Source organism: Pseudaminobacter soli (ex Li et al. 2025), assembly GCF_003012705.1.
In the GTDB taxonomy this organism is placed as follows: domain Bacteria; phylum Pseudomonadota; class Alphaproteobacteria; order Rhizobiales; family Rhizobiaceae; genus Pseudaminobacter; species Pseudaminobacter soli.
Map to the genome: position 1 here is coordinate 1 of NZ_PXYL01000034.1, position 22,357 is coordinate 22,357.

24 protein-coding genes and 2 pseudogenes are annotated in these 22,357 nt (G+C 59.8%); 11 read left to right on the forward strand and 15 right to left on the reverse strand.

The features are described from left to right. Positions 1-123: 123 nt before the first annotated feature. A pseudogene (locus C7I85_RS28860) lies at positions 124-710 on the reverse strand (IS5 family transposase). A 184-nt stretch (positions 711-894) separates the two neighbouring features. Here C7I85_RS28860 and C7I85_RS28865 point away from each other — a divergent pair. Beyond that, positions 895-1,776 (forward strand): AraC family transcriptional regulator, encoded by an 882-nt coding sequence (locus C7I85_RS28865; protein WP_106727445.1) that lies wholly within the window; start codon positions 895-897, stop codon positions 1,774-1,776. A 683-nt stretch (positions 1,777-2,459) separates the two neighbouring features. Here the strand turns inward: C7I85_RS28865 and C7I85_RS28870 are convergent. Further along, a complete protein-coding gene (locus tag C7I85_RS28870; protein ID WP_106727446.1) occupies positions 2,460-2,699 on the reverse strand; it encodes a DUF982 domain-containing protein in 240 nt (79 codons plus the stop codon). Between the two features lie 498 nt (positions 2,700-3,197). On the opposite strand from C7I85_RS28870, the gene C7I85_RS31255 reads away from it, so the two are divergent. Both C7I85_RS31255 and C7I85_RS28885 read left to right on the forward strand, forming a co-directional pair. Then, positions 3,198-3,677, forward strand: coding sequence for a hypothetical protein (locus C7I85_RS31255; RefSeq protein ID WP_181257445.1), 480 nt, complete (start codon positions 3,198-3,200; stop codon positions 3,675-3,677). Positions 3,678-3,894: 217 nt separating this feature from the next. Continuing rightward, positions 3,895-4,452, forward strand: coding sequence for a sugar O-acetyltransferase (locus C7I85_RS28885; protein ID WP_106727448.1), 558 nt, complete (start codon positions 3,895-3,897; stop codon positions 4,450-4,452). 249 nt (positions 4,453-4,701) lie between these two features. Here the strand turns inward: C7I85_RS28885 and C7I85_RS28890 are convergent, their stop codons facing one another. Then, positions 4,702-4,911 (reverse strand): hypothetical protein, encoded by a 210-nt coding sequence (locus C7I85_RS28890; RefSeq protein ID WP_146149000.1) that lies wholly within the window; start codon positions 4,909-4,911, stop codon positions 4,702-4,704. 98 nt (positions 4,912-5,009) lie between these two features. Further along, positions 5,010-5,219, reverse strand: a complete 210-nt coding sequence (locus C7I85_RS28895; protein WP_106727450.1) for a cold-shock protein — start codon at positions 5,217-5,219, stop codon at positions 5,010-5,012. Between the two features lie 448 nt (positions 5,220-5,667). On the opposite strand from C7I85_RS28895, the gene C7I85_RS28900 reads away from it, so the two are divergent. Beyond that, on the forward strand, positions 5,668-7,206 hold the full coding sequence (locus C7I85_RS28900; RefSeq protein ID WP_245445154.1) for a sensor histidine kinase: 1,539 nt from the start codon (positions 5,668-5,670) through the stop codon (positions 7,204-7,206). 183 nt (positions 7,207-7,389) lie between these two features. On the opposite strand, the gene C7I85_RS28905 is transcribed toward C7I85_RS28900, so the two are convergent. Beyond that, positions 7,390-8,283, reverse strand: a complete 894-nt coding sequence (locus tag C7I85_RS28905) for a LysR family transcriptional regulator (RefSeq protein WP_106727452.1) — start codon at positions 8,281-8,283, stop codon at positions 7,390-7,392. A 98-nt stretch (positions 8,284-8,381) separates the two neighbouring features. On the opposite strand from C7I85_RS28905, the gene C7I85_RS28910 reads away from it, so the two are divergent. From C7I85_RS28910 to C7I85_RS31260, 3 genes are all read left to right on the forward strand, one after another. Continuing rightward, on the forward strand, positions 8,382-8,843 hold the full coding sequence (locus tag C7I85_RS28910; RefSeq protein ID WP_106727453.1) for a cupin domain-containing protein: 462 nt from the start codon (positions 8,382-8,384) through the stop codon (positions 8,841-8,843). Between the two features lie 73 nt (positions 8,844-8,916). After that, positions 8,917-9,762, forward strand: a complete 846-nt coding sequence (locus C7I85_RS28915; protein ID WP_106727454.1) for an arylamine N-acetyltransferase family protein — start codon at positions 8,917-8,919, stop codon at positions 9,760-9,762. 484 nt (positions 9,763-10,246) lie between these two features. Next, positions 10,247-10,744: a hypothetical protein gene (locus tag C7I85_RS31260; protein WP_181257446.1), complete on the forward strand. Its 498-nt coding sequence runs from the start codon at positions 10,247-10,249 to the stop codon at positions 10,742-10,744. A gap of 88 nt (positions 10,745-10,832) precedes the next feature. Here C7I85_RS31260 and C7I85_RS30765 read toward each other — a convergent pair whose 3' ends face one another. Beyond that, entirely contained in the window at positions 10,833-11,054 is a 222-nt protein-coding gene (locus C7I85_RS30765; protein WP_146149001.1) for a hypothetical protein, read from the reverse strand. Positions 11,055-11,275: 221 nt separating this feature from the next. Further along, a pseudogene (locus C7I85_RS31920) lies at positions 11,276-11,365 on the reverse strand (hypothetical protein); the annotation flags it as partial. A gap of 165 nt (positions 11,366-11,530) precedes the next feature. On the opposite strand from C7I85_RS31920, the gene C7I85_RS28935 reads away from it, so the two are divergent. Continuing rightward, positions 11,531-11,983: a MucR family transcriptional regulator gene (locus tag C7I85_RS28935; protein ID WP_428832925.1), complete on the forward strand. Its 453-nt coding sequence runs from the start codon at positions 11,531-11,533 to the stop codon at positions 11,981-11,983. Between the two features lie 1,126 nt (positions 11,984-13,109). On the opposite strand, the gene C7I85_RS28945 is transcribed toward C7I85_RS28935, so the two are convergent. The 7 genes from C7I85_RS28945 to C7I85_RS28975 all read right to left on the reverse strand — a co-directional run bounded on the left by C7I85_RS28945 (position 13,110) and on the right by C7I85_RS28975 (position 18,511). Then, positions 13,110-13,838, reverse strand: coding sequence for an SCO family protein (locus C7I85_RS28945; protein ID WP_342587328.1), 729 nt, complete (start codon positions 13,836-13,838; stop codon positions 13,110-13,112). Continuing rightward, positions 13,835-14,149 carry a hypothetical protein gene (locus C7I85_RS30770; RefSeq protein ID WP_146149002.1) on the reverse strand — a complete coding sequence of 105 codons (315 nt, stop codon included), beginning with the start codon at positions 14,147-14,149 and terminating at the stop codon, positions 13,835-13,837. Before C7I85_RS30770 ends, C7I85_RS28945 begins: the two co-directional genes overlap by 4 nt. A 111-nt stretch (positions 14,150-14,260) precedes the next feature. Beyond that, positions 14,261-14,698 carry a DUF411 domain-containing protein gene (locus tag C7I85_RS28955; protein WP_106727460.1) on the reverse strand — a complete coding sequence of 146 codons (438 nt, stop codon included), beginning with the start codon at positions 14,696-14,698 and terminating at the stop codon, positions 14,261-14,263. A gap of 56 nt (positions 14,699-14,754) precedes the next feature. Beyond that, a complete protein-coding gene (locus C7I85_RS28960) occupies positions 14,755-16,215 on the reverse strand; it encodes a multicopper oxidase family protein (protein WP_106727461.1) in 1,461 nt (486 codons plus the stop codon). Positions 16,216-16,346: 131 nt separating this feature from the next. Continuing rightward, positions 16,347-16,700 carry a hypothetical protein gene (locus C7I85_RS28965; RefSeq protein WP_106727462.1) on the reverse strand — a complete coding sequence of 118 codons (354 nt, stop codon included), beginning with the start codon at positions 16,698-16,700 and terminating at the stop codon, positions 16,347-16,349. Between the two features lie 286 nt (positions 16,701-16,986). Continuing rightward, positions 16,987-18,222: a CDF family Co(II)/Ni(II) efflux transporter DmeF gene (gene dmeF, locus C7I85_RS28970; RefSeq protein WP_106727463.1), complete on the reverse strand. Its 1,236-nt coding sequence runs from the start codon at positions 18,220-18,222 to the stop codon at positions 16,987-16,989. A 10-nt stretch (positions 18,223-18,232) separates the two neighbouring features. Further along, entirely contained in the window at positions 18,233-18,511 is a 279-nt protein-coding gene (locus C7I85_RS28975) for a metal/formaldehyde-sensitive transcriptional repressor (protein ID WP_106727464.1), read from the reverse strand. Positions 18,512-18,765: 254 nt separating this feature from the next. Here C7I85_RS28975 and C7I85_RS28980 point away from each other — a divergent pair, with 254 nt between their 5' ends. Beyond that, a complete protein-coding gene (locus tag C7I85_RS28980) occupies positions 18,766-19,755 on the forward strand; it encodes a YncE family protein (protein WP_106727465.1) in 990 nt (329 codons plus the stop codon). Positions 19,756-20,277: 522 nt separating this feature from the next. Here C7I85_RS28980 and C7I85_RS28985 read toward each other — a convergent pair. Continuing rightward, a complete protein-coding gene (locus C7I85_RS28985) occupies positions 20,278-20,715 on the reverse strand; it encodes a hypothetical protein (RefSeq protein WP_106727466.1) in 438 nt (145 codons plus the stop codon). A gap of 221 nt (positions 20,716-20,936) precedes the next feature. Between C7I85_RS28985 and C7I85_RS31265 the strand changes: the two genes are divergently transcribed. Both C7I85_RS31265 and C7I85_RS29000 read left to right on the forward strand, forming a co-directional pair. Then, complete coding sequence (locus tag C7I85_RS31265) at positions 20,937-21,569, forward strand: hypothetical protein (RefSeq protein ID WP_181257449.1); 633 nt, start codon at positions 20,937-20,939, stop codon at positions 21,567-21,569. Between the two features lie 444 nt (positions 21,570-22,013). Beyond that, on the forward strand, positions 22,014-22,331 hold the full coding sequence (locus tag C7I85_RS29000; protein ID WP_106727468.1) for a cupredoxin domain-containing protein: 318 nt from the start codon (positions 22,014-22,016) through the stop codon (positions 22,329-22,331). Positions 22,332-22,357 lie beyond the last annotated feature (26 nt).

Below are 22,357 nucleotides of genomic sequence, written 5' to 3' on the forward strand. Positions count from 1 at the left end.
AGCTTCTCCAGAAAAGGCTGTAAAAATGCAGAAAGCTCCGTATCCCAATCTGTCATATGCACCCCCAACAAAGAGAGCACAAATCATCTCAAACCAGACTTGCCCGAATCTGCCAAAGTAGTGCTAGTCCGTAGACTCATAAGCGCGCAGCCACAGCCGCGACGAGGCGAGTTGGACCATCGCGAGAAAATTGGCGGCGAGCTTGTCATAGCGTGTGGCGACGCGGCGGAAATGCTTCAGCTTGGAGAAGAACCGCTCGATCAGATTGCGCTCGCGGTAAAGCCTCTTGCTGAAGCAGGGCCTCCAGCGCCGGTTGCTCTTGGGCGGGATGTTAGGGGTGGCACCTTGCTCGTGAATCAGTTCACGGATGCGGTCGGCATCGTAGGCCCTGTCCGCCAGCACGATGGTGCGCGGGCCAAGATGGTCAAGCAGTGTGTCGGCGATCTGCCCGTCATGCGCCTGTCCTGCCGTCAGGCCGAGCCTGATCGGGAGGCCTTGCGCGTCGACAACGACATGGATCTTGGTCGTGAGCCCGCCGCGTGTTCTGGCAGGTCGCGCCATGGTGCTCCCGATCGAAGCACCCAAAATATGCCGTTGAGCACGCGCCGATCATCGACACGGGGCACGCCTCTCGGCTTGTTGGGCAGCAGCGGCTTGATCACGCGACATTCGAAGTCGGTCAGGTCATATCGGTCATTTTGAGCTTGAATCAGAGTTCGGCACGATATGAAAGCCGCCAGTCTGCAAACGCCCCCTTTTCGCCGTTCATCCATAAATTCGGCGTGCCCGTAAACGGTCCTTGGCGATGTTCTGCGACCCGTGACAAAACCGCAAGATCGGTCGAGCGCGTCATGTCTGCGTGCGCTTAGCTGGTGCTGCCACGGAGGAGGAACGATGAAGGCGGCGCTTCAGAACTATCATGTCCGGATGCAACGGGTGCTCGATCATATCGATCGGAATCTTGACGGTGATCTGGACCTGGATGCGTTGAGCGGCGTTGCAGCCTTCTCGAAGTTTCATTTCCACCGACAGTTCACGGCGACCTTCGGGTTGTCCGTGCATCGCTATGTCCAGCTTGCCCGTATGAAGCGCGCTTCGCACCGGCTGGCCTACATGGACGCCCAAGGCGTCACGGACATAGCGATGGATGCCGGCTACGACGCACCGGACGCCTTCGCCCGCGCCTTTCGGCGACGGTTCGGGCAATCGCCGTCATCGTTTCGGAAATCTCCCGACTGGGAGCCGTGGCTTGCGGCCTTCGGGCCTCTCGACAACGCGAGGAGCAAGCTCATGCAGAAGACTTTCACCATCGACGACGTGACGATCCGCGATGTGCCCCCCACGACAGTAGCGATCATGGAACATCGGGGCGATCCGGCGACGCTCGGCTTGACCATCCAGAGGTTCATCGCTTGGCGCAAAGCCGCTGGTCTGCACCCAAAGACAAACCCGACTTTCAATGTCTGGCGTTCCGAACGGTGTCCTGCGTCGCCCGCCGACTATAGTGTGGACCTTTGTGTCGGTACCGATCGACCAATCGAGGTGAACGGCGAGCAGATCAAGGCCGGCGAGATCCCTGGCGGACGCTGCGCGGTGCTGCGCGTCGTCGGCAACACCGACAATCTGGAGCCCGCCGCGCTCTACCTTTATCGCGACTGGCTGCCGGCCAGCGGCGAGGAAGCACGCGACTTCCCAATCTACTGTCAGCGGCTGAGCTTCTTCCCGGAGGTGCCGGAGCATGAGGCGGTCGCGGAACTGTTTTTGCCGCTGAAATAGCGCGCTCTGGCGGCGGCCTGTCCTTTCCGATCGCACGAAACGGGCAGGCCGCTGTCCACCCAAACTCGGTCTTTATGGGTTCACAGCCTAGCTCGGAGATGACCGCTCTTGGCGCAACCACGACCTTCAGCATCGTCACCCGCGACGTTTGCTCCCGAGTAGAGGCAGAATTTGCCTGTATGGCCGACATCCGCGCAGAGCTTCTGTCCCCATATTGGGAATTGCGGGTCGGCTTCGGATCATGTCTTCCTGTCCGGAACGGCATGGGAGCCGATCTAGATCTTCTGGCCGAACCAGCTCTGCGCGATGCGTCTGCCATCCAACGCTGAGACGTTTGAGCCACCCGGACTTCAGCGATAATATTCCCCCGGCGACTGGGTGGATCGCCGGTGCCGACAGGTACAGCGGTGGCGTCTCGCTCTGCTCGACGGCGGCTGAGGATGGGAGCGGCCGCTTCGCGCCCAGGAGCCGACGGTTGAGCCGCGTCTTGAATGACCCGACTGGGGCCGACAGCGAACCGTCCGGTTCTGACATTGGAGGCGGATAAAGCGGGCATCTCCCGGATTTTTCAGATGGGAGGCTTGATCCGGCGCACGTCGAGATGGACTGGCGCAACGGGATAACTGCGGACACACGGCGTGCGGACATTGCGGACACAGGGACGCCCGCAGCGGCGGCGGACCTCAGTGCACCAAAATACCAACCTCCTCGGCGGCTTCCTCGAAGGCTTCACGAACTTCCAGTGGGGTGGCTTGTCCGTCCAGGAATCTGAGACAGGCACGACGCGCCCTGGACTGAGTAGGACTATCTGGTCCCGGCCAATGATGCAGAAGGAAATCACCCACCTGGATGACATCAGCGACGCAAAAGACACTGCCGTCGGGAAGCGTCACCGGGACGGGAAAGAACAAGCCGCGATCCATCGCAACATCACCTCCCCGCGTCAACGCTTATGCGAGGAATGTGGTTGCAAGAGATCAGCGTTTCAGCCACTCCCGTGCAGCCTCGGTCATGGCAGCCGTGAGTGCTTCGGGCACCAGAACGCCTCTCGCCCGGGCAAAGGCCACAAATGCAATGCGCGCGGCTCCAACGTTGCCATCATTGGTCAACGCGCTATGCTACTTACGCTGGATGCCACAGGCCCGTCATCTCGCCTCACCCCTGGCGGCGGGCTTGCTGTACATGCCCCCCAAAGAAGCCGTGCGGCTCAGAGTCGGCACCCTCGACAGGGTCGTCCGCCACTCCAAGGGAGGACGGCACCTCCATGTGTTCCTGTCCAAGGGAATATTTTCGTCCACTGCGAGTCTACTTACTAGGTCGTCCGATAGAGGCCAAATCCCAACGATCATCGCATCGAGGTCAATCCCCTTGCGATCATCGCAGGCATTGGGCTCCACGGACAGTTTCCCTTGGAGAAGACGATGAAACGCTATCTTTCCACACTCGCATATTCGGGATTGCTGGGCATTGCAGCGCTCTACGGCGGTGCGTTTGCCGCGCCCATTCCGAGCTCCATTCCTGACATCATCCCGACGGTCAACGCAGTCGGCGTGGCTTTCCGCACTCATCCGGCACAACCGGTGGACAGCGGTAGCCTGAGCTGCAGCACCGCCATGCGTTGCGACCAGGGCGGCCTGCAGCCAGCCGTCCTCATCCACAAGCAGAACGATCATCCTGGCGGTGTGCAACTCGTCCGCGGCGGCGGTGGTGGCGGTGGCGGCGGACACGGCGGCGGCACCGGCGGAGGACACAGCAGTGGCGGTATGGGCGGCAGCGGAGTGAGTGGCAGCGGCGGGGGCCGAGGCGTTGACGCTGGTGGCGGCGACACCTTCTTTGGGTTCGGCCAGTATCGGTATCCTTACCGCAATCCCTATTACGGTCCCTGGTATCCTGGATATTAGGGGCGTCCGGTAAGGTCGGCCGCCTCTTGCGGTTCAGACCATTTTTCCGACAAGCACTGGCCCGCCGTCTCTCTCGAGGCGGCGGGTTTTTTGCGTTTGCGAGGGTCGTGAACGGGTGGGGAGCGGACAATTCGCTTTGTGTCTACACTCACCGAATCTCGGTGCTGCACTCGTGCGCCGAAACGCACCTTCAACTGCACGCCCGGGAAAATCACGAATGTCGAGCAAGGACGCCACCAAGATAATTCACAGAAGGACGCCGGAATTTGCGGCTATGGTGGCAAACACCAAACGCGCGGTGGCAATCACTGCCGCACTCAATCGTCTGACATTCAACGATGCCGACGAAATACGGGCCTTGTTCAGCGAATTAATCGGCAAAAAGGTGGACGAGAACTTCATACTGATCCCTCCATTTTATACCGCCGGCGGGGACGAAATCCGGGTCGGGAGGAGTGTCTTCGTAAATCAGAACTGCACTTTCTATGACCTAGGCGGCCTCGACATCGGAGACGATGTGATGATCGGGCCGAACGTGAACATCATCACAACGGGTCATCCCCTAGAACCTTCGCAGCGCCGCGCCGTTACAATCGGGAACCCCATCGTGATAGAGAGAAACGTCTGGATCGCAGCCGGTGCAATGATAATTGGCGGGGTGACTGTAGGCGAAAACTCGGTCGTGGCTGCGGGTTCGGTAGTCACCAAGGACGTCGCCCCGAATACCCTTGTCGGAGGAAATCCGGCGCGGGTCATTCGCTCGATCGCCGACTAGCGAGCTTCCGCTTCTGGTCGCCAGCCCTCACTCCACGTCGGAGCGGAGCGGCCTGTGCGACAAGTGCCCCATGCGCACCGGCCAGGCGGCAGACTGCCAGCCTTTATTAGAGACGCGTGGAGGTACGCGGCCGGAGCTCGGAGTGCAAGTCAGGCAGCCAATTTCGTCTTACGCCCTTCGGCGATCTAGAGGTGCTTGTTCCAAATCCGAAAATCGACCGGATGATCGCCTCGCCCGAGCGGCCGGCCATCAGTGACGTTTCTTACCTGCCGCCTTGTAGATTTGTGCGGGTTCCGCGACCTCCTTGGCCAAGCGAGCCAGCCTAAGGCGTTCTGTCTTGGCTTCCCGCTTGGCGGTCTCCGCATCCAGTATCTCGCGAGCGACCCTGGTCGTGTTCTCGGTCTTGTCCTGCGGGCTGTGTCGTTTTGGCCGGATAGGATCGTCATCTCCATTCATCATGGTCATCCTTCAAACGAAAAAGGCCGGGATCTCCCGACCTTCTGCTGATGGCCCGACGGCCAACAAATTCGCGGTCAAAGACCGGAAGCCCTATTGCGTCATGCCGCCTGAAGGTTATCTGCCGAGATCTTTCCCTTGCGGGGGTCGCGCACCACATCGAACGAGAGCTTCTGGCCCTCGACGAGGGTACGCATGCCGGCGCGTTCGACGGCGGAAATGTGGACGAAAACGTCCGGGCCGCCCTCATCCGGGGCGATAAAGCCAAAGCCTTTGGTGGAGTTGAAGAATTTTACCGTTCCGGTGGCCATGAGGCTTCCTTTCAAATCGGTGCTCAATGGCGCGCTTGGCCGAGCCAAACGGCTAGTTGTCGAAATTGAGAAGGAAGATCGTCTGGGCACCAAGGCGCAGAAACAACGTTCGTCAGCAAGATCGACGCGAAAATATAGGCGCGAACCTGGACAGCGGCAACCTGCGGAGCATCAGCGGCGCTGGCGAGTTTAGTCTGTGGTCCGCAAATCCGGCGTGATCTTGAATACGTCTACGCTGGATACCAAGGCGGCCGTCGTCTGGGGCGGCGGCCCTTTTCCCGCTCGGATCAATGGAAATTGCCAGTTCGGATGCAAGCCGACGCAGCGCTGCGGAATTGCTCGTTCAGCGGATGTGAGGGTGTTTGCTTGTCGGCTCGCGGCATTCGTGGTTTCCTGACGTGGCGGCCCGACAATGCCGGAATGAATGGCATTCCTGGGAGGGCAAACGATGCCCAGCTCTGGCGAAATCGACGTCAAAGTAGGCAGACAATCGGCCGGTCGAGCATGGCTTGTCTATTTGATGTTTGGAGCTGCCTATTCGGCACTGTTCCTGCTTGGCGTCTACACGGAAAACAACATCATCCTGGGGCTGGTCTGGCCGGCGAATGCATTCATGCTCGGCATGATCGTCCGCTTTCCTCTGTTGGCGCGTCCCCCAGGTTGGCTCGCTTGTCTTGTCGGCTTCGCGATCGCCATCTGGACTATCGGCTATGGCCTTGCCGTCAGCGTGGGGCTGGGCGCATACAATTTCGGCATTGTCGCCATCGGTTATGTCCTGCTCTCTCGTTTCGATCGGGTTGATCAGCGTCTGGAGCGGCCAACCTCGATATTTTGCCTGCTCGGCGCTGTCGTTCCTGCATCTCTGTTTGGCGGAATTGCAGGCCCGGCCCTGGTCGGCTCCTTGTATTTCAATCCGGCAGAAGTAAGCGCCTTCCGGTTCTGGTTTTCGGTCGAGCTATTGAACCAACTGGCCTTGGTACCGATGCTCCTCACCCTCCCCGAACCAGGGCAATGGAAACAGCAACTGCCGCTGTCCTTTCACGATCAGGCACCCATCCTGGCGCTGGCTCTGTCGGCGGTCGTAGGAATTTTGTTCGGTGGAATCGCGGCATTCGCTTTCCCGGTTCCCGCCCTTCTTTGGTGCGCCATATCGTATCGTGTGTTCCTGACCGCCGTGTTGACGTTCACATTCTGCACATGGGCAATCATCGCGACGTTCGGTTTTGTCGACGTGGCGGGTTTTAGCGATTCCACAGTACTTTCGATCAGTATGGCGGGCGCGCTCATCTCCTTGAGCCCGCTTATCGTCTCGACGACGACCACGACGAGAAAAGAGTATCTCGAACAGACGAAATCTCTCGCCGCCGAACGCGAGCTCGTATCCAGGGAACTTGATTATCGGATCAAGAACCTGTTCGCACTGGTCAATGGTTTGATTGGCCTCACCGTTCGCGATTTCCCTGACATGCGGCCGCTGGCGGACGTGCTTAGAAGTCGTCTCGTGGCCTTGAGGTTTGCGCATGACCTCATCCTAAATGAGCAATCAACCGGCACCATCGGTGCGCGAATTTCGGTCCGGGAGCTGCTCGGTGTTCTGCTCAGACCCTATGAGGATGGGGCAGAGAGGAGAGTTGTCGTTGACGAGGATGCCTTCGTCGACAGGGGACTGGTTACCCCTTTGGCGCTCATTTTCCACGAACTGGCGACCAACTCGACCAAATATGGCGCCTTGAGCGATCCGCAGGGTGTTCTGGAAGTCCAGGTCCGGCGCAACAGTGACCAGTTGCATATCATCTGGTCAGAGAAAGTCCCCGAGACGGGTGACCAACCAGAAGTCGCGGTCAGTGGCTTTGGCTCTCAGCTCCTCGATCTCACGATCAAGTCGCAATTGCGTGGCAATTATACGCGCAGGTTCGTCGAAGGCGGCGTGGAGACCGAAATCACGCTGCCTGGGAGGCTTTTCCATAGAGCTGTTCTCACCGAGTGACTGGCCAATGGAGCAAGAAGAGCCCTGAACGCTCTTGGCTACACTGCGCGTAAGCTCTCATGAACTAGTTTGGTGTTGCCCGCCTCGACCTTCGGGGCGGCCCTTTTTCGCGCCAGCCGGAAAGTGGCGGTTCCGCCCACTGACGAACGCGCCTATCACACGCTTCGCGGACATACTTCATCGCTACGGCCGCAGTATTCCCGCCAGGAAAGCGACGAAGCGTCGAACCTTCACTGCGATATGACGATTGGCCGGATAGACCGCCTGCAACTGTATCGTGCCGATATCCCAATCGGGGAGAAGACGTACCAAACGGCCCTGTCTGATGTCGTCCCCGACGATGAAGTCGGGCAGGAGGACGATCCCGGCCCCAAGCAAGGCGGCGTCGCGCAGGCCAAGGCTGTGATTGAGCTCCAGCCGGGGGACGATCGGAATACGAAACTCTTCCCCGTTCCTGCTGAACGGCCAGATCCGCCCCCATCTCAGTTCGGCAAAGTGGAGGCAGGCATGGCGGGCAAGGTCGTGTGGCGTCTCCGGCGCGCCATGGTCGGCGATATAGTCCGGCGCGGCGCAAATCACGATTAACGATGTCGCCAGTTGCCGGGTGATGAGGTTGATATCGACCGACAGGCGGCCTCGAATGGCAAGGTCGAAGCCATCCTCAATCAGGTTTACGGCCCGGTGCGACAGGTCGAGCTCGATCGACACAGCCGGGTTGAGCTTGAGGAACTCTGAAACCGCCGGCACGATCACTAGCTGCCCGAGATCGGGCGGCGCGGACACCCGCAATCGCCCGACGGCTTCCTTCTGGAACGAGGTTGCCGCCCGTTCCGCTTCCCTGATCTGCGGCAGGATGCCCGAAAGCGCCTCCCGGTAGGCTGCCCCCGCTTCGGTCAGAGCGATCCTGCGCGTCGATCTCTGGAAGAGGCGGATGCCGAGGCGATCCTCGAGCTGCCGCACCTGTGCCCCCACCGTCGCGCGCGACATGCCGAGTTCGTCCGCCGCCTTAGAGAAGCTGAGATGCGTGGAGACCGTTAGAAAGGCAGCAATCCCGTCAAGCGGGTCGAGCGTCTTCATGAGATCTATTATCCATACAATGATGCCAATTCATCGATCTTATCATCTGCCGCACCACAAAGTAATCGATGGGTGTCCTCAAGCAAACGGAGACCCAAATGAAGACATTCACTTGTGCGGCGGTATCACCACCCAGCCATGGAACGCCGGTGTTGGCGTTCGGCAAACACATCATACGCATGATGGCGGCCAATACAGGCGGCTCGCTCGGCATGCTTGAGGCCATTGTGCCGCCCGGAGAGGGTCCACCGCTTCATGTGCATGAGCGCGAGGACGAATTCTTCCGCGTCCTCTGCGGCAGCTTTGGTTTCTGGTGTGCCGGCGACTATGTCGAACTGGCGGAAGGTGGCTGCATCGCGCTGCCGCGCGGGGTGCCGCACCGATTCCGGAATATCGGAGAGCAGGAAGGTCGCCTCATGGTCGTGGTGACGCCGGGCGGGTTCGAAAACTTCTTTCCGCTCATCGAGCTCTGCAAGCCCGAAACGCCCGTGCAAATCGCCTCCGTCGCAATGGATTTCGGCCTGACCTTCCTGCCCGACGAAGATCGCAAGGTCGCCTGATCCGGCGACGGGCCACCCTGAAACACAACGTCGAGAACCACACACCAGCGGTCGATCGAAAGGAGACCGACGGATGACACACGTGCCTTCAAACGAAAACGGAATGACCCTGACAGCCCAGCAGCTTGACACCTATCTCGCAAGGATCGGGGTCGAGCGGCCGATTTCTCTCGACCGTCACAGCCTGTCGAGACTTCACCACGCTCATCTCATGACATTCACCTGGGAGGCGCTGGATGCCTTCATGGGATGGCCGTCCTCGATCACCCCGGCGTCCGCCTTCGCCAAGATGGTGGATAGCAGGCGCGGCGGCTGGTGCTACGAGATGAACGGTCTCTTCGGCGCCGCTCTCGATGCGCTCGGTTTCCGGGTGACCCGCCTGTGTGGCGGCGTCAATCGTGAAAAACTGGGCGACATCGCCATCGGCAATCACCTGACCCTGCGTGTCGATCTCGACCGCCCCTACCTCGCCGAGGTCGGCGTGGCCGACGCCATCATCGAACCCGTGCCGCTTGCTGTCGGACCAATCAGCCAGCGCGGTTTCGATTTTTCGATCATGCCGACGGAGGACGGCTGGCTGCGCTTCAACAATCATTTGCATGGCATCGCACGCAGCTTCGATTTCCGGGCCGATCACGGCGACGAAGCCGCCATGGCCGCCACCCATGCCTGGTTGATCCGGGATCCCGGGTCGCCGTTCACAAACGCACTGGCAGTCCTGCGTCACACCACGGACGGCTATGTCGCGCTGCAGAACGATCGCTTGCGCACCGTCACGCCCGACAGAGTTGTCGAATGCCACATTACAAGCGCGGATCATCTCGCGGACACGTTCGAAACTGTTTTCGGCCTCGACATCCCCTGCCCCGGACACGTCTGGGACAAGATCCAGGCGATTGGCCGCGATAAGGCTGCCTGAGTAGAAATGGCAGGACTAATCTCGGCAGGACGCGGAGTGGTGATCGGCGGCTGAGGCCGTGACAGTCCGTCCGGGCTCGCATTATTCGCGCGATAGCGAGCCGCTGCGCTTCCGTGCCTGGCAGCGGGTTGCAGTAGTTCAACGCCTGAAGGCAACCGGTCCGCCCCCGCTAATCTCCGGCCTCGCGTTTTTCATTTGGGTCGTCTCTGCAGAACTGCCCGCCTTTTATATCCAGGGCGGGTCTTTTCCTTGCCGAGCCCTTTGTTTCCTCGGATGACCGCTACGCGCGCACCAAAGGTGCCGTCCGCCTCTTCGGGCAGGACGGTACCTCGATGAGGTCCTCTCCCAGGGAATTTTTTCTGCTCACGATGCGTTTGTCTAAGAGGTCCGATAGAGCCCCCCAAACGATCATCGCATAGAGGTCAATCCCCCTACGATCATCGCAGGCATTGGACTCCACGGACAATTTCCCTTGGAGAAGACAATGAAACGCTATCTTTCCACACTTGCATGTTCGGGCTTGCTGAGCATTGGGGCGCTCTACGGCGGTGCGTTTGCCGCGAGCTTTCCTGGCTCCATTCCCGACGTTGTCCCGACGGCCAACGTGGCAGGCGAGGCTTTTCGCACTCTTCCGGCACAACCGGTGGACAGCGGCATACACGAACTGAGCTGTAGCACCGCTATGCACTGCGACCAGGGCGGCCTTCGGACAGGCGTCCTCCTGCCCAAGCAAGACGATGATCCCGGCGGCCTGCAGCTCGTCCGCGGCGGCGGCGGCGGCGGTGGCGGACACGGCGGCGGCGGGGGCATGGGCGGCGGCGGCATGGGGGGCGGCGGCGTGGGCGCCGGCGGTGTGGGTGGCGGCGGCGTTGGTAGCAGCGGCGTGGGTGGCGGTGGCTTCTTTGGGTTCGGCCTGTATCCGCATCGCCACTGCAACCCCCGTTACGGCCCCTGCTATCCCGAAAATCGTCCGCGATATTAGGCGCGTCCGGTAAGGTCGGCCGCTCCTTGCGGTTCAGGCCATTTTCCCGCCAAGCGCTGGCCCGCCGTCTCTCTAGAGGCGGCGGGCTTCATTTTTTCTTCATTCGAGGTACCGCGCAATCATCGCGGGCCCCAAAGGTCTGTTTATGAAAATCCGTGCTCGAAGTTGCCGGTCCGGTCGCGGTCCAAGGACGCCATTGTTGGCCCTGGCGACTTTCCTGTGCGGTGTGCCCGCTGCGCGGTTGCAATGCCACCCGTTCGCAGCTGACGTAGAAGTTGTTGCAGTCGATGAGAGCGATCGGATCGGGCATCGGTAGTTCGCCCTTGCGTCAATCGACAGGGTATCGGCGAACGACACCAGCAATGACGCCCCAAATTTGGCGTGAATTCCCTCCCCCGTGATTTTGGGTCCAGCCAATAGCGGCCTTCTCGCTTTGCCAGCTTCTTGACCGTCACTGCGCCGTCGACAACAAGCCAGGACAATGCGACCGACGCGTTTCTTTCCTGCGCGATCAACGGCAATCAGGTCGCCGTCGTGAATGCCTTCATCGACTAGGCTGTCGCCAGAAACACGCCACCAGAATGTCGCTGATTGACTGCTACTGACATAGCACGAGAACATACCGCGAACACGCCTCAACCTCAATCGGGAGAGGAATATTTTCTTCAGAGCGTCGCGGTTCTCTCAGCGCTGCCTCATTAGTTCCAACTGGAACCAACACTTGCGAAACCATATTGCATTGCTGGACGAGTTCGCTAAACCCGGATCGGGGGTGAAATAACGGAGATAACAGTGTCTTCTGCAGATGATAATGCGCTTGTTCGGCTGACTTCTGATGTCGTGTCAGCTTACATTTCCAACAATGCCATTCCGGCAGCTTCGCTGCCCGGATTGATTGCTGAAATTCATGCGTCCCTCAGCAAGCTCGGCCGAGAGTCAGTTGCTCCTGCCGATGAGGCCCCGAAGCCCGCGATTTCGGTCAAAAAATCAGTGACGGATGACTATTTGATCTGCCTCGAAGACGGAAAACAGTTCAGATCGTTGAAGCGACATCTTACTACGCACTACAATCTGACCCCCGACGAATATCGCGCAAAATGGGGACTCCCGGCCGACTATCCGATGGTTGCGCCTACTTACGCCGCGGCTCGGTCGACGCTCGCCAAGAAAATGGGTCTGGGCAAGAAACGCGCTGAGAACGCTAAAGCTTCAAAACGCGGTCAGAAAACTATCGGCTAGAACATTTACCCCGACTTTGGCCGTGAGGTCATGGTTGAGAACGTGAAAAGATGCATGGAGACGTTCGAGAAGCTCAAAGGAGGCTTCTCGAGCAAGTGATGTCGCATCCAAGAAATCGATAGGCGGATGGTTCATGGCTGGAACCAACTTTAATCGGGCCAGCATCGTGTCGATCGAACGTCGCAAATTCGAAAATGGCCGGCGATCAAGTTAACCCGACCCCTTCGAATTTTGGATTGGTCAGTGAAACTTCCAAATGGGAGCGCCTTGCTCCGAGGCGGAGATTCATCGCGATGGCTGATCCTAGCTAGACCGCATACACCCAGCGCAGTCCACGCGGGCTCTCGAACGCTTCGTTATTGGACTGGATCTGATGCTATATCTTGCGTCCCAGAGCGCACAACGAAGGACACGGACTCCGGGAATTCGGCCTGGTGAGCGTAGGCCGAAGTTGTGGGCACAAGATCGAAGCCCCAAGCGCTATAAATCGCTCCCACGTCGAGGTTTGACTGGCCAGCATCTTCCACTCTGAACAGGTGTAGGATTGCCGCCCTCCTGCCGAAATTGCGCATGTACTCTTGCAAATCAAGGCTCGACGCCTCCGCGACGGAACACCTTAATCCGTCGAAATCCGCAGTCGCCTGGGGCAAAACCAGCGCAATATCGATAGCGTCCAAAACCGATAAGGCTACGAACACAGGAAGAGTGGTCTGAGTTCATCGAATATTGATTCTAACGTCTGCGTGAACCCACTGTCATCTTGATTTTTTCTGTTCCCCCGAAGACGTGATGAGATTCTATTATCACATTCTTCGGGGGCTTCGGTGCATGGCCTGGCGGGCTCAGCGAGCCGCTGTTGCTTTCCATTCTGGTTTTCCAGTTCTTCGTCGTTGTTTTTGGTCGCCGATCGATGAACTGGCGACTTCAACGGAAGAACAGATATTTGACCAAAGCTGCGATGCCTAGAACCGCAAGTATAAGGATCACAAGGCCGAAAAGACCCATCCCCATCATTCCTCCAGACATCATCTGATTCATTGTCGTCGGGCTCCTATTTCACCGCAACTTCTCCGATGTTCCTAGCTCGCAGAACCTGCCGGGCAAGGAAGGCCACCTTCACACTTCGTCAGAAAAAGTCCCACCATTTCCTCTTAGGATGTTGATGCGGCTTGCTGGTGCCGTTGGTGAGAGCGTTGACGAACGTCACGAAATTCACGTCATCGAAATTGAGGCCGTGGAAGTTCGCCTTCCAGTTCCCATCCTCGTCGATGACATGCGTGACGATGCCGTGCATCTGGTCGCCGTCGTCGGTCTTCGTGAACTTGTGGCCGAATTTCTGCGCCAGATTGCGGGTCGCGTCCTCGGGCTCGCCCTGTATCGTAGTGAGGAACTTCCAGTTGACGGGATCGAGTCCGTGCGTGGGACCGTAGCCGCGCATCACCTCGGACGTGTCCCTTGATGGATCCGTGGTAACGGTCACGAACACGACGCGATCCTTCATCAGCGTTGCGTTCACGAGTTTCTGCACCTCGGCGATCTTCTCGGCATGGAGAGGGCAAACATCAGGACATGAGGTGTAAATGAAATGCAGCACGATGACCTTGCCGCGAAGCTCGGCAAGGCGCACATGATCGCCGTCTGCAGTTTGGAGGGTGAAGTCGGGGGCTGGCTTGTCGATCGGCTGGAAGTATTTCTCCTTGTCGCCGATCATGGTCTCGACTTCGTCAAGCGAGTGCGCGCTGGCGGTCAACGTCAGGCCCGCAACCAGCGCCCAGGCGATGAAGCCGCGCATGGCAATGCCGCTCAGTATTTCGGCTACCGCCATTCGGCAGGCTGGAACGATACCGCGTGTCATGGCTTGCCCCCTTCGCATCCGCATTTGCTGGCCGAGATCTTGTCGGAGACGGATGCATCGGCCCCATTGGGCCTCAATCGCAATCGGCTCATGCACGCCCCGACGGCGCAGAGGGCGACGCAAGGCAGCGTCGCCACCAACAGTGGGGCAATGCTGGTTGCCGCGAGCCATTTCCAGTTGAAGGCCATGCCAGCGACGACGGCGGCTGCGGCTGCAAGCAAGAGCACGCCTCTGCGCACGGCAGCATGTTTCAGGCTGGGAACCTTCCGGAACGGCGAGCTGGAGTGTTCGTGTGTTTGGATATTGACCATGGGTTTTCTTTCTCGATTGCCAAGGAAGGCCAGTGTCCTGGCCTCCCATATGGCGAGCTAATGTCCCCGCGCGCTGATGCGCGGGTGGCCGGGACGTCGTTGTGCCAGCCTCTATTCGGTCGCGTACACCGTTGGCTGCTTGCCGTCCTTGGTGACGGCAGAGACGGTGAACGGCTCGGTTTTGTCGCCCACCATGCCCGGCGACCCCATCGGCATCCCTGGCAGTGAAATCCCGGCTATGTCAGGCCGCTCGGTGATCAGCTTCTCGACGATGTTTACGGGCACGTGCCCGTCAACGACGTAGCCGTTGATGAAGGCTGTATGACAGCCTTGGAGGTTCTCGGGCACGCCAGCTTTCCGGCTGATCTCGGCCAGGTCGTTGGTCGGCTTGACGTCGACCTCGAAGCCGTTCTGGCGCAGGTAGTCGGCATAGCCCTCGCAGCAGCTGCATTGAGGATTCTTGTACAGCAGGACCTTATGTGCCTCGCCCGCGTGAACGACGGTAAGGCTGGTGGCGAGGAAAGTGGTGAAAGCGAGAATGCGAAGCATCGGTGTTTTCCTTGTCTAAGTGGTTGTCGTGTTGATCGGCAGGTTCGGCTGCGCCGTCATGTCTTGCCTTTGCCGTCGCCGACCCTGAGAACGGTCATCAGCCCGGTGGTCTGATGATCGGTGACATGGCAATGCAGCATCCAGTCGCCGGGATTGTCCGCCACGAAAGCAACCTCGACGATGTCCCTTGGTGCGAGAAGGACGGTGTCGGCCCACTGATTGTGGGGCACGGCCGCACCGTTGCGACTGAGTATCCGGAAGCTGAACCCGTGCAGGTGCATCGGATGCCACCAGGCGGTCTCGTTGCGCATGGTGACAACATGGCTCTGCCCCCCCGCGAGCGTCACTAGTGGTGGCATGTCGGCATGGCCATCGCCCTTCATCGAAGTGCCATTGATCGACCAGATCGCGTGGCCATGTGCCATATCGCCAGACATGCCGCCCAATCCTTGCATCATGCCACCGCCCATCATGCCGCCCTGAAGCACCAGTTCGAGGCGTTCGGCATTCCCAAGATCAGGTTGAGGAAGCGGGTTGTTCGGCAGACGGAGCGCGGCCTCGACAGGGTTTTCCCGCAATGGCGCATCTGTTGCATAGGAAAGGCCAGTCACCTCGTAGGCCAATCCGTCGTAGAAATCGTCGACCACGGCATGGCGGCTGCCCGGCGCGCCCTGCATGTCAATGATCACGTCGATACGCATGGCGGGTCCGAGCAGCAGCCTGCCGCCATCTGGCTCGTGGGGATCGCAGGGTTGGCCATCCGTCGCGACAACAACGGGCCTGTGCCCTTCGAACTTCAGCGCCATGATGCGGGCGAGCGAGGTGTTGACGAGCCGCAGGCGGATACGCTCGCCTGATCGGACGCTCTGGTCCTTTGAAACCATGCCGTTGAGGGTCACCGTGTTGCCGACCCGGCCCGACATCGCCGCTTCCATGGGGTTGCCGAAGCCAGGGACGATCTGCCCCTCGGTGTCCAGCCGCCAGTCGGTGAGGACCCATACCAGATCCCGGTCGACCTCGACCGGTTCCGGTTCTTCGACAATCAAAGCGCCCGCCAGACCACGCCCCAGCTGCTGCAAGCTGTCGGCATGCGGATGGTACCAGAACGTTCCGGCATCCGGCGGCGTGAACTCGTAGACAAAGCTCTCGCCCGGCTTGATCGGTGGTTGCGTCAGCCCAGGCACACCGTCCATGGTATTCGGCAACCTGATGCCGTGCCAATGGACGGTCGTATCCTCGTCCAATCGGTTTTCGACGACGATGCGGGCAAGTTCTCCCTTGCGGAGCCGGATCTCAGGTCCGGGGGTACGACCATCATAGGCCCAGACCTCGGCGATCGGACCGTCCCCGCCTTTGAGAGCCGCACGGGCGTAACCCGGCGAGATCTTGTACTCACGTTGAGCCGCGGCAATCCCCGGGGAGGACTTCAGCATAATCGTTGCGGCAACGAGGCCGCTGCCCGCTCGGAGAAACTCCCGGCGGGACACCCAGCAATTCGAAAAGACAGTCACTTCCATTCCTTTCACCAGCAATCGCAGATGGCCTGCAAGCCGGGATGCTCACAGGTCATCAGCAATTCGCACCTGTCCGCGTAACCGGAGCAGGCGAGCTCAAACGCCAGGATCAGCGCGCAGGCGGATTCGTGGCGTCAGATGAGGCCGAAAGGTCTTGGGGGATGTGGATCGGGAACGGTGTCCCGTCCGGGCAGGACAGAAGCGGGCAGCGGCATAACGCTGGACGCCGGAAGGGCGATGACGGATGCCAAGCCGTGCGGAAGCAGTGCCATAACAGGAGCGGCGCAGACCTGGAGGCAGGTTGTCATCTTGCCGCTGTCCATGCCCTGGTCGTGGCAACCGGTGCAGCCATCAGCGGACGGCATGCCCATGTCGGCCGCTGCCATCTTGATCGCCATGTCGCTGGCCAGAACGGGAGACAAGCTCAAGCCGCCAGTCACGGAAACTGCGAGCAACAGGGCAAAAAAATGTCTGGCCAACCAGCGCATGAACGCAATTTACACCGCCACGCATTCTCAACACAAGCGCGTGCCATCTACTGCGACCAAATGGCGGATCCGTATCTTGAAATCGCGTAACCGATTTCGCTGCCATCACCTCTTTCGCCAGCTCGATGTGCAGTTGCTCCCGGTACGCGCCAATGTCGCAGCTGCTCATCGAGTCCAGACGCTTGTTCGCGGGTCACCCCGAGGGCCCAGTTCAGTCCATCAGCCAAGACCCGCGTGCGAAACTGCCAGCCCGGCGGGAGTTTCCGCCATTACGAGCAAAGATCATTCATGCCGCGGAGTGATAAACTTCCACTGTGACGTGAGAGAGCGTCGAAAAGCGAGCTAGGCGAGCACGATAAAACTCTGGCCCGCGATCCATTGTCGTGTCGATGGACACGATCGCGCCCAGGTGACCAGGTCCGAGCCGCCAGAGATGCAGGTCGTCGACGCGATCACCTTCAGTCTCGACGGCCCGACGGACCTCGTCGGCGATGCGTCGGTCGGGAACCATGTCGAGCAGGATCGCGCCCGTATCGCGCACAAGCCCCCATGACCAACTGGCTATGACGAACGCCCCGACGATTCCGGCAAGGGGGTCCATCCAGAGCCAACCGAAGGCGCGCGCCAAGAGCAAGCCGACAATGACCATCACCGAGACGGCCGCGTCGGCCAACACATGGACGATAGCCGCGCGCATGTTGTTATCCCGGTGCGCAGCGTGGTCGTGCGCGCCGTGGTCATGTTCCGCGAAAGTGACCGGATAGTTCCGATCGCCAATATATACTTGGGCGATGAAGGCATGCGGCTCAGGGATCGTATCGTCGCTCTCAAGCCAGCCACCTCGATCGGCCATCGCAAAGACTTGCCGCACCCCGTCTGGCCGCACAGTCTCGATGAGGACCGACGCGGCCGACAGATCATCACCGAACATACGGAAAACAGGCGGCACCCCGTCTTCGAACACGGTCAGCCGGACGGAACCGGCGACGGTCTCGATCAGATGTTCCTCGTCGTGGCCGCCATGGCCTGGAGCATGACCGTGACCATGGCTGTGGTGGTGGCCGCCTCCACTGAGCAGCCAGGCGCTTGCGACATTGACGGCGAGCCCCAGAACCGCGATCGGAGTTGCTTCGGCGAAGTGGATTGGCACCGGCTGAAAGAGCCGCGTCACAGCCTCATAGGCGATTAGAAGCGCGATCATCGCGAGAATGATCGCGCTCGTGAACCCGGCCAGGTCGCCGAGCTTGCCCGTGCCGAAGCTGAAGCGCGGGTCCTGCGCGTAGCGGCGCGCAAAACTATAGGCCAGGGCGGCAAGAAGCAGCGCGCCGGCATGCGTGCTCATGTGCAGCCCGTCGGCGACCAGTGCGATCGAGCCGAACAGCAGGCCGCCGACGATCTCGAGGGCCATCATGACGGCACAAAGAGCTATCACGGCCCAAGTTCGGCGCTCAGCGCTTTCATGGCCTGCGCCGAGGAACACGTGACTGTGCCGCGCTGACGACGGCCCGTGGGTGACAGCCATAACTAAATCCCTACTTCAAGTAGGTCCGCACGACATCCATAAGCTGCTCGGCGGCATCGGTGTTCAGAGCGCCGGGATGCTTCTCCGAATCCACGAGATGCATGCGGACATGATCTTCGACGACCTCAGCCATGAGACCTGCCATCGCACCGCGGACGCCGGCGATCAGGTGCATGACCCGCTCGCATCCGGCCTCATTCTCCAGGGCGCGTTCGATCGCCTCGACCTGTCCCTTCATGCGTCGGACGCGGGCCAACAGCTTGTGTTTCTCACGAATGGTGTGCGTCATGTTCCATTCATAAGCATAGGGTAGCCCCCTATGCTACTTCCATCTTAATTCCGGAAAGCCTGTCGGGAGCCCGATCTCATAGGTGGCGTCCATCGTTCACGGTTTCCGCCGGATCGCCTTCAATCGGGAGAGAAATATTCTCTTTTGGGCCCGGATGCAGCAGCTCGGCGCGCGAAGGGACCGGTCCACGCTCATCAATCGTTTCCCCTCGACGAAGACTTGGTGCATCCTATGCGACATAGCGGGTGTAACAAATGCCACGCGTCGGACCTCTCCTGTTTGTGCTATGCCTCGCCCTCGCCGGACCAGCTTCGGCCGCAGTCCAATCGCCGCTGCAGCTCGAGAGCGAAATCCCGCTCGGTTCGGTGCGCGGACGCATCGATCATTTCGCCGTGGATATCCAGCGCAAGAGACTGTTCACCGCCGAACTGGGCAACGACGGCATCAGCATCATCGATTTGAACGAACGAAGGCTTCTTCGCACCATCACCGGACTGAGGGAACCGCAGGGTCTCGCCTATGTCGCATCAACCGATACGCTCTATGTCGCCAATGGCGGCGACGGGTCCGTTCGTCTCTTTCGCGGCAGCAACCTGGAACCGGCGGGCAGGATCGAGCTTGGCACCGACGCCGACAATATCCGGGTCGACCCACAGTCCGGCCACATCCTCGTCGGATACGGCAACGGCGCTCTGGCCATCATCGATCGTGACACACGCCGAAAGATCGATGACATTCCTCTGATTGGGCATCCCGAGAGCTTTGAGCTTGACCCGGCGCAAGCCCGCGTCTTCGTCAACGTGCCGGATGCCAATGAGGTCGCCGTGGTCGATCTTGCGGAAAAGCGACAGGTCGCATCGCTGCCGCTCAACAACTTACATGCGAATTTCCCGCTTGCGATTGATCCCGATGAGCATCAGGTGCTCACAGTCACCCGCTCCCCTCCCCGGCTGGTTGCATTTTCCACCCGGGATGGGAGCCAGACGGGTGTTGTCCGGACCTGCGGCGATGCCGACGACCTGTTTGTTGATGCCAAGCGCCAGCGCGTCTATGTGAGTTGCGGCCAAGGCGCGATCGATGTCTTCGTCCGCCGTGATGAAGTCTATGCGTTTTTGGCGCGGATACCGACCCGAGCGGGGGCCCGCACGTCACTTTACGTGCCCGAACTCGATCGGCTGTTTGTCGCATTGCGAGCGCGAGGTGGTGCGCCAGCTTCGATCCGCATCTTTCGACCGGAACCCTGAGACGGGTCGGCGTGATGTCTAGATCGCCAGTATGACCACCGTGCCGATCAACAGCGCCATGCGTCGAGCGTCAACGCGCAAGTCTCAGCACTCGCCTCACACAAAGGGACATGTCAGCTTAGCCTCCAACATCGTTGCGACCATCGGCTCCTTTTGGCAACCATTGGTCGTTGCCACCCCAGCAACGCGAGACCCGGAGCCAAGTCCCCCCACCGCAACGTCAACCGGTTCCGGGTCTCAACCAGCCCAGGCCCACGCTGCCAAGGCGACTGTAAGCACAGCACGGCCAAGGTCACCCAAGTTTCATTTGCCAGCTATAGGGCTTCCCGCCGCCATAGTCCGGCGACTTCTCGTATCCGGTCATAGTTCCCTCCGCTATCCATGGGCGGGCATCATATGTCCGCTGTCACGAAATCAGGCGATGTCCCTGAAAGAGTGGAATGACGCCGTCGCGAGGCGCGATTGTTTTTGGTCGAACGGCACAGCGGCTTTGCTGCTGATCGAGGAACGTGCCCCGACGCATTATGGGGAGCAGGCTCGGTTTTCGCAGCCCCCAACACGCCTAGCCTTGCAGAGGTCGGGCCACCTTGCTCTTGCAGATTTATGAGGTTGAGGTTCCCAAGCAATCCTGCATCCATCGGGCCTTTCGGCCGCCAGGAACTGCTGGGCGATCTCGAGCGAGGACATCCGCCCCGCCCGTCTGAGAATTCCCAGCACGACGTGACGGCTGTTCTTGCCCGTTAGGAGTTCGGTGACCCGAACTCTGGATGGATCAAGCCCCTTTGGCTGGCGCTTCCCAAGCTTGATGTCTGTCGACGCGAACTCTGGATCGTAGCTGCGGACCACAGTCTCGAAGGCCGCCTTCTGGCCCTCCAGTGCGGCGATTTCAGTTCGCAGTTGCAGCATCTTGGCGGTGATCTCGACCAGCCGCGATTTCAATTCCGCGACATTCGCCGCCATTTGCAATACCCCAATTTCTACCTTCTGGAGTATCGCCGATGGCCATCAGGGAATCTTGTGGCACTTGCTCCATAATGCTGGAATATTCTTGCTTGCGAAGCGTTTATCTGTGTGAGGTCCGATAGAGGCCCAACCCCCCACGATCATCGCATCGAGGTCCGTCCCCCCATCGATCATCGCAGGCCTTGAGCTCCACGGACAAGCTTTCCTTGGAGAAGACGATGAAACGCTATCTTTCAACACTCGCATGTTCGGGATTGCTGAGTGTCGGAGCACTCTGCGGCACCACTGCTGTCGCCGCGGGCGTCCCCAGCTCACTTTCCTCAGAGCCCGCAGCAGGCGGGCAGATCCAGGCATGGAATCATCCCTGCACCGCTGCAGCCTGCCAAGGCAGGTTTGAATCGGCTGTCCTGATGCGCAAGCCGTCAGACAGCGCAGGCAGCGGCGTGCAGCTCGTCCGCGGCGGCATGGGCGGCGGTGGCGGCGGCTTCATGCACGGCGGCGGAGGCTTTGGTGGCGGCTTTCATGGTATGGGCGGTGGCTTCCACGGCTTTGGTGGTGGCTTCCATGGCATGGGCGGTGGCTTCCACGGCTTTGGTGGTCCCTTCCATGGCATGGGCGGTGGCTTCCATGGCATGAGCGGCTTCCACGGCTTCCGCGGAGAAGAATTCCGTAGCTTCCACGGTTTCCGTGGCGAACGCTTCCATGATGGCCGCTTCCATCATCGGCATTTCTTCCGTGACCACGATACCTTCTTCATCGGTCTAGGTGTGCCGTGGTGGTATCCTTACTGCGACCCGTATGTCTATCGCTACTATGGAACCTGCTATCCGGATTACTATTCGGGGTACTAGTTGCGCCGCGGAGTTCGGTTGCCCGAGTTCGCGAAGAACGGCTACCGCATGAAGGTCGACCGCTGGGTTGACAAGGTGATGGCAAACAATGTCGGCGACTATCCCGCTGCCGCAAGGTGGCACCCGCTCTTGTGTGTATGCCGATGAATACGTCCGGGGCTGCTCACGTTTCGGAGCTCACTGCCGCCGCGCTCGCAACGTGCGACGGCCGCCGTCTCCGACCCACGCGTCATCTCCCCAGATGAGTGGGTCGTGTTTTGTTGGTGTTGAGAACGCACATTTAAGCCAAGGACTTGCCCGCCCTGGTTCGCTGGGGCGGGTTCTTTTTTGTGTTTTCGCGTCAGCAGATCAATGCGGCGATGAACTTGCAGCTTGGTGGACTGACGCGTTGTGGAACGCTTGTCTTCGGTCGGCATTCAATATGTCGTCTACAGGGAGGTAACGATGTTGTCGAAAAGCTATCTGCTAATCACCGCTGTGCTTGCGTTGATCGTAAGCGATGTCGCGCAAGCGAAAACTATCCAGGTCACGATCAAGAACCGTACCTTTGCACCGGCTGAGATCCACGCCAAGGTCGGCGACACCGTAGAATGGGTCAACGAGGACCCGGTACCCCATACAGCCACTACAAAGGGCGGTTGGAACTTGAACATCCCGCCGAAGAAAACCGCCAGCGAGGTCATGAAGAAGGCAGGAGAGTTCAATTACCACTGCAGCGTTCATCCAAGCATGAAGGGCCATATCTCTGTAGCGGCGCAATAGCCGATTGAACGGCGACAAACGCAAAG

Coding starts and splice junctions, on each gene's coding strand:
- C7I85_RS28865 (WP_106727445.1), top strand. CDS start 895: ATGAAGGCGGCGCTTCAGAACTATCATGTCCGGATGCAACGGGTGCTC.
- C7I85_RS28870 (WP_106727446.1), bottom strand. CDS start 2,699: ATGGATCGCGGCTTGTTCTTTCCCGTCCCGGTGACGCTTCCCGACGGC.
- C7I85_RS31255 (WP_181257445.1), top strand. CDS start 3,198: ATGAAACGCTATCTTTCCACACTCGCATATTCGGGATTGCTGGGCATT.
- C7I85_RS28885 (WP_106727448.1), top strand. CDS start 3,895: ATGTCGAGCAAGGACGCCACCAAGATAATTCACAGAAGGACGCCGGAA.
- C7I85_RS28890 (WP_146149000.1), bottom strand. CDS start 4,911: ATGATGAATGGAGATGACGATCCTATCCGGCCAAAACGACACAGCCCG.
- C7I85_RS28895 (WP_106727450.1), bottom strand. CDS start 5,219: ATGGCCACCGGAACGGTAAAATTCTTCAACTCCACCAAAGGCTTTGGC.
- C7I85_RS28900 (WP_245445154.1), top strand. CDS start 5,668: ATGCCCAGCTCTGGCGAAATCGACGTCAAAGTAGGCAGACAATCGGCC.
- C7I85_RS28905 (WP_106727452.1), bottom strand. CDS start 8,283: ATGAAGACGCTCGACCCGCTTGACGGGATTGCTGCCTTTCTAACGGTC.
- C7I85_RS28910 (WP_106727453.1), top strand. CDS start 8,382: ATGAAGACATTCACTTGTGCGGCGGTATCACCACCCAGCCATGGAACG.
- C7I85_RS28915 (WP_106727454.1), top strand. CDS start 8,917: ATGACACACGTGCCTTCAAACGAAAACGGAATGACCCTGACAGCCCAG.
- C7I85_RS31260 (WP_181257446.1), top strand. CDS start 10,247: ATGAAACGCTATCTTTCCACACTTGCATGTTCGGGCTTGCTGAGCATT.
- C7I85_RS30765 (WP_146149001.1), bottom strand. CDS start 11,054: ATGCCCGATCCGATCGCTCTCATCGACTGCAACAACTTCTACGTCAGC.
- C7I85_RS28945 (WP_342587328.1), bottom strand. CDS start 13,838: ATGACACGCGGTATCGTTCCAGCCTGCCGAATGGCGGTAGCCGAAATA.
- C7I85_RS30770 (WP_146149002.1), bottom strand. CDS start 14,149: ATGGTCAATATCCAAACACACGAACACTCCAGCTCGCCGTTCCGGAAG.
- C7I85_RS28955 (WP_106727460.1), bottom strand. CDS start 14,698: ATGCTTCGCATTCTCGCTTTCACCACTTTCCTCGCCACCAGCCTTACC.
- C7I85_RS28960 (WP_106727461.1), bottom strand. CDS start 16,215: ATGGAAGTGACTGTCTTTTCGAATTGCTGGGTGTCCCGCCGGGAGTTT.
- C7I85_RS28965 (WP_106727462.1), bottom strand. CDS start 16,700: ATGCGCTGGTTGGCCAGACATTTTTTTGCCCTGTTGCTCGCAGTTTCC.
- dmeF (WP_106727463.1), bottom strand. CDS start 18,222: ATGGCTGTCACCCACGGGCCGTCGTCAGCGCGGCACAGTCACGTGTTC.
- C7I85_RS28975 (WP_106727464.1), bottom strand. CDS start 18,511: ATGACGCACACCATTCGTGAGAAACACAAGCTGTTGGCCCGCGTCCGA.
- C7I85_RS28980 (WP_106727465.1), top strand. CDS start 18,766: ATGCCACGCGTCGGACCTCTCCTGTTTGTGCTATGCCTCGCCCTCGCC.
- C7I85_RS28985 (WP_106727466.1), bottom strand. CDS start 20,715: ATGGCGGCGAATGTCGCGGAATTGAAATCGCGGCTGGTCGAGATCACC.
- C7I85_RS31265 (WP_181257449.1), top strand. CDS start 20,937: ATGAAACGCTATCTTTCAACACTCGCATGTTCGGGATTGCTGAGTGTC.
- C7I85_RS29000 (WP_106727468.1), top strand. CDS start 22,014: ATGTTGTCGAAAAGCTATCTGCTAATCACCGCTGTGCTTGCGTTGATC.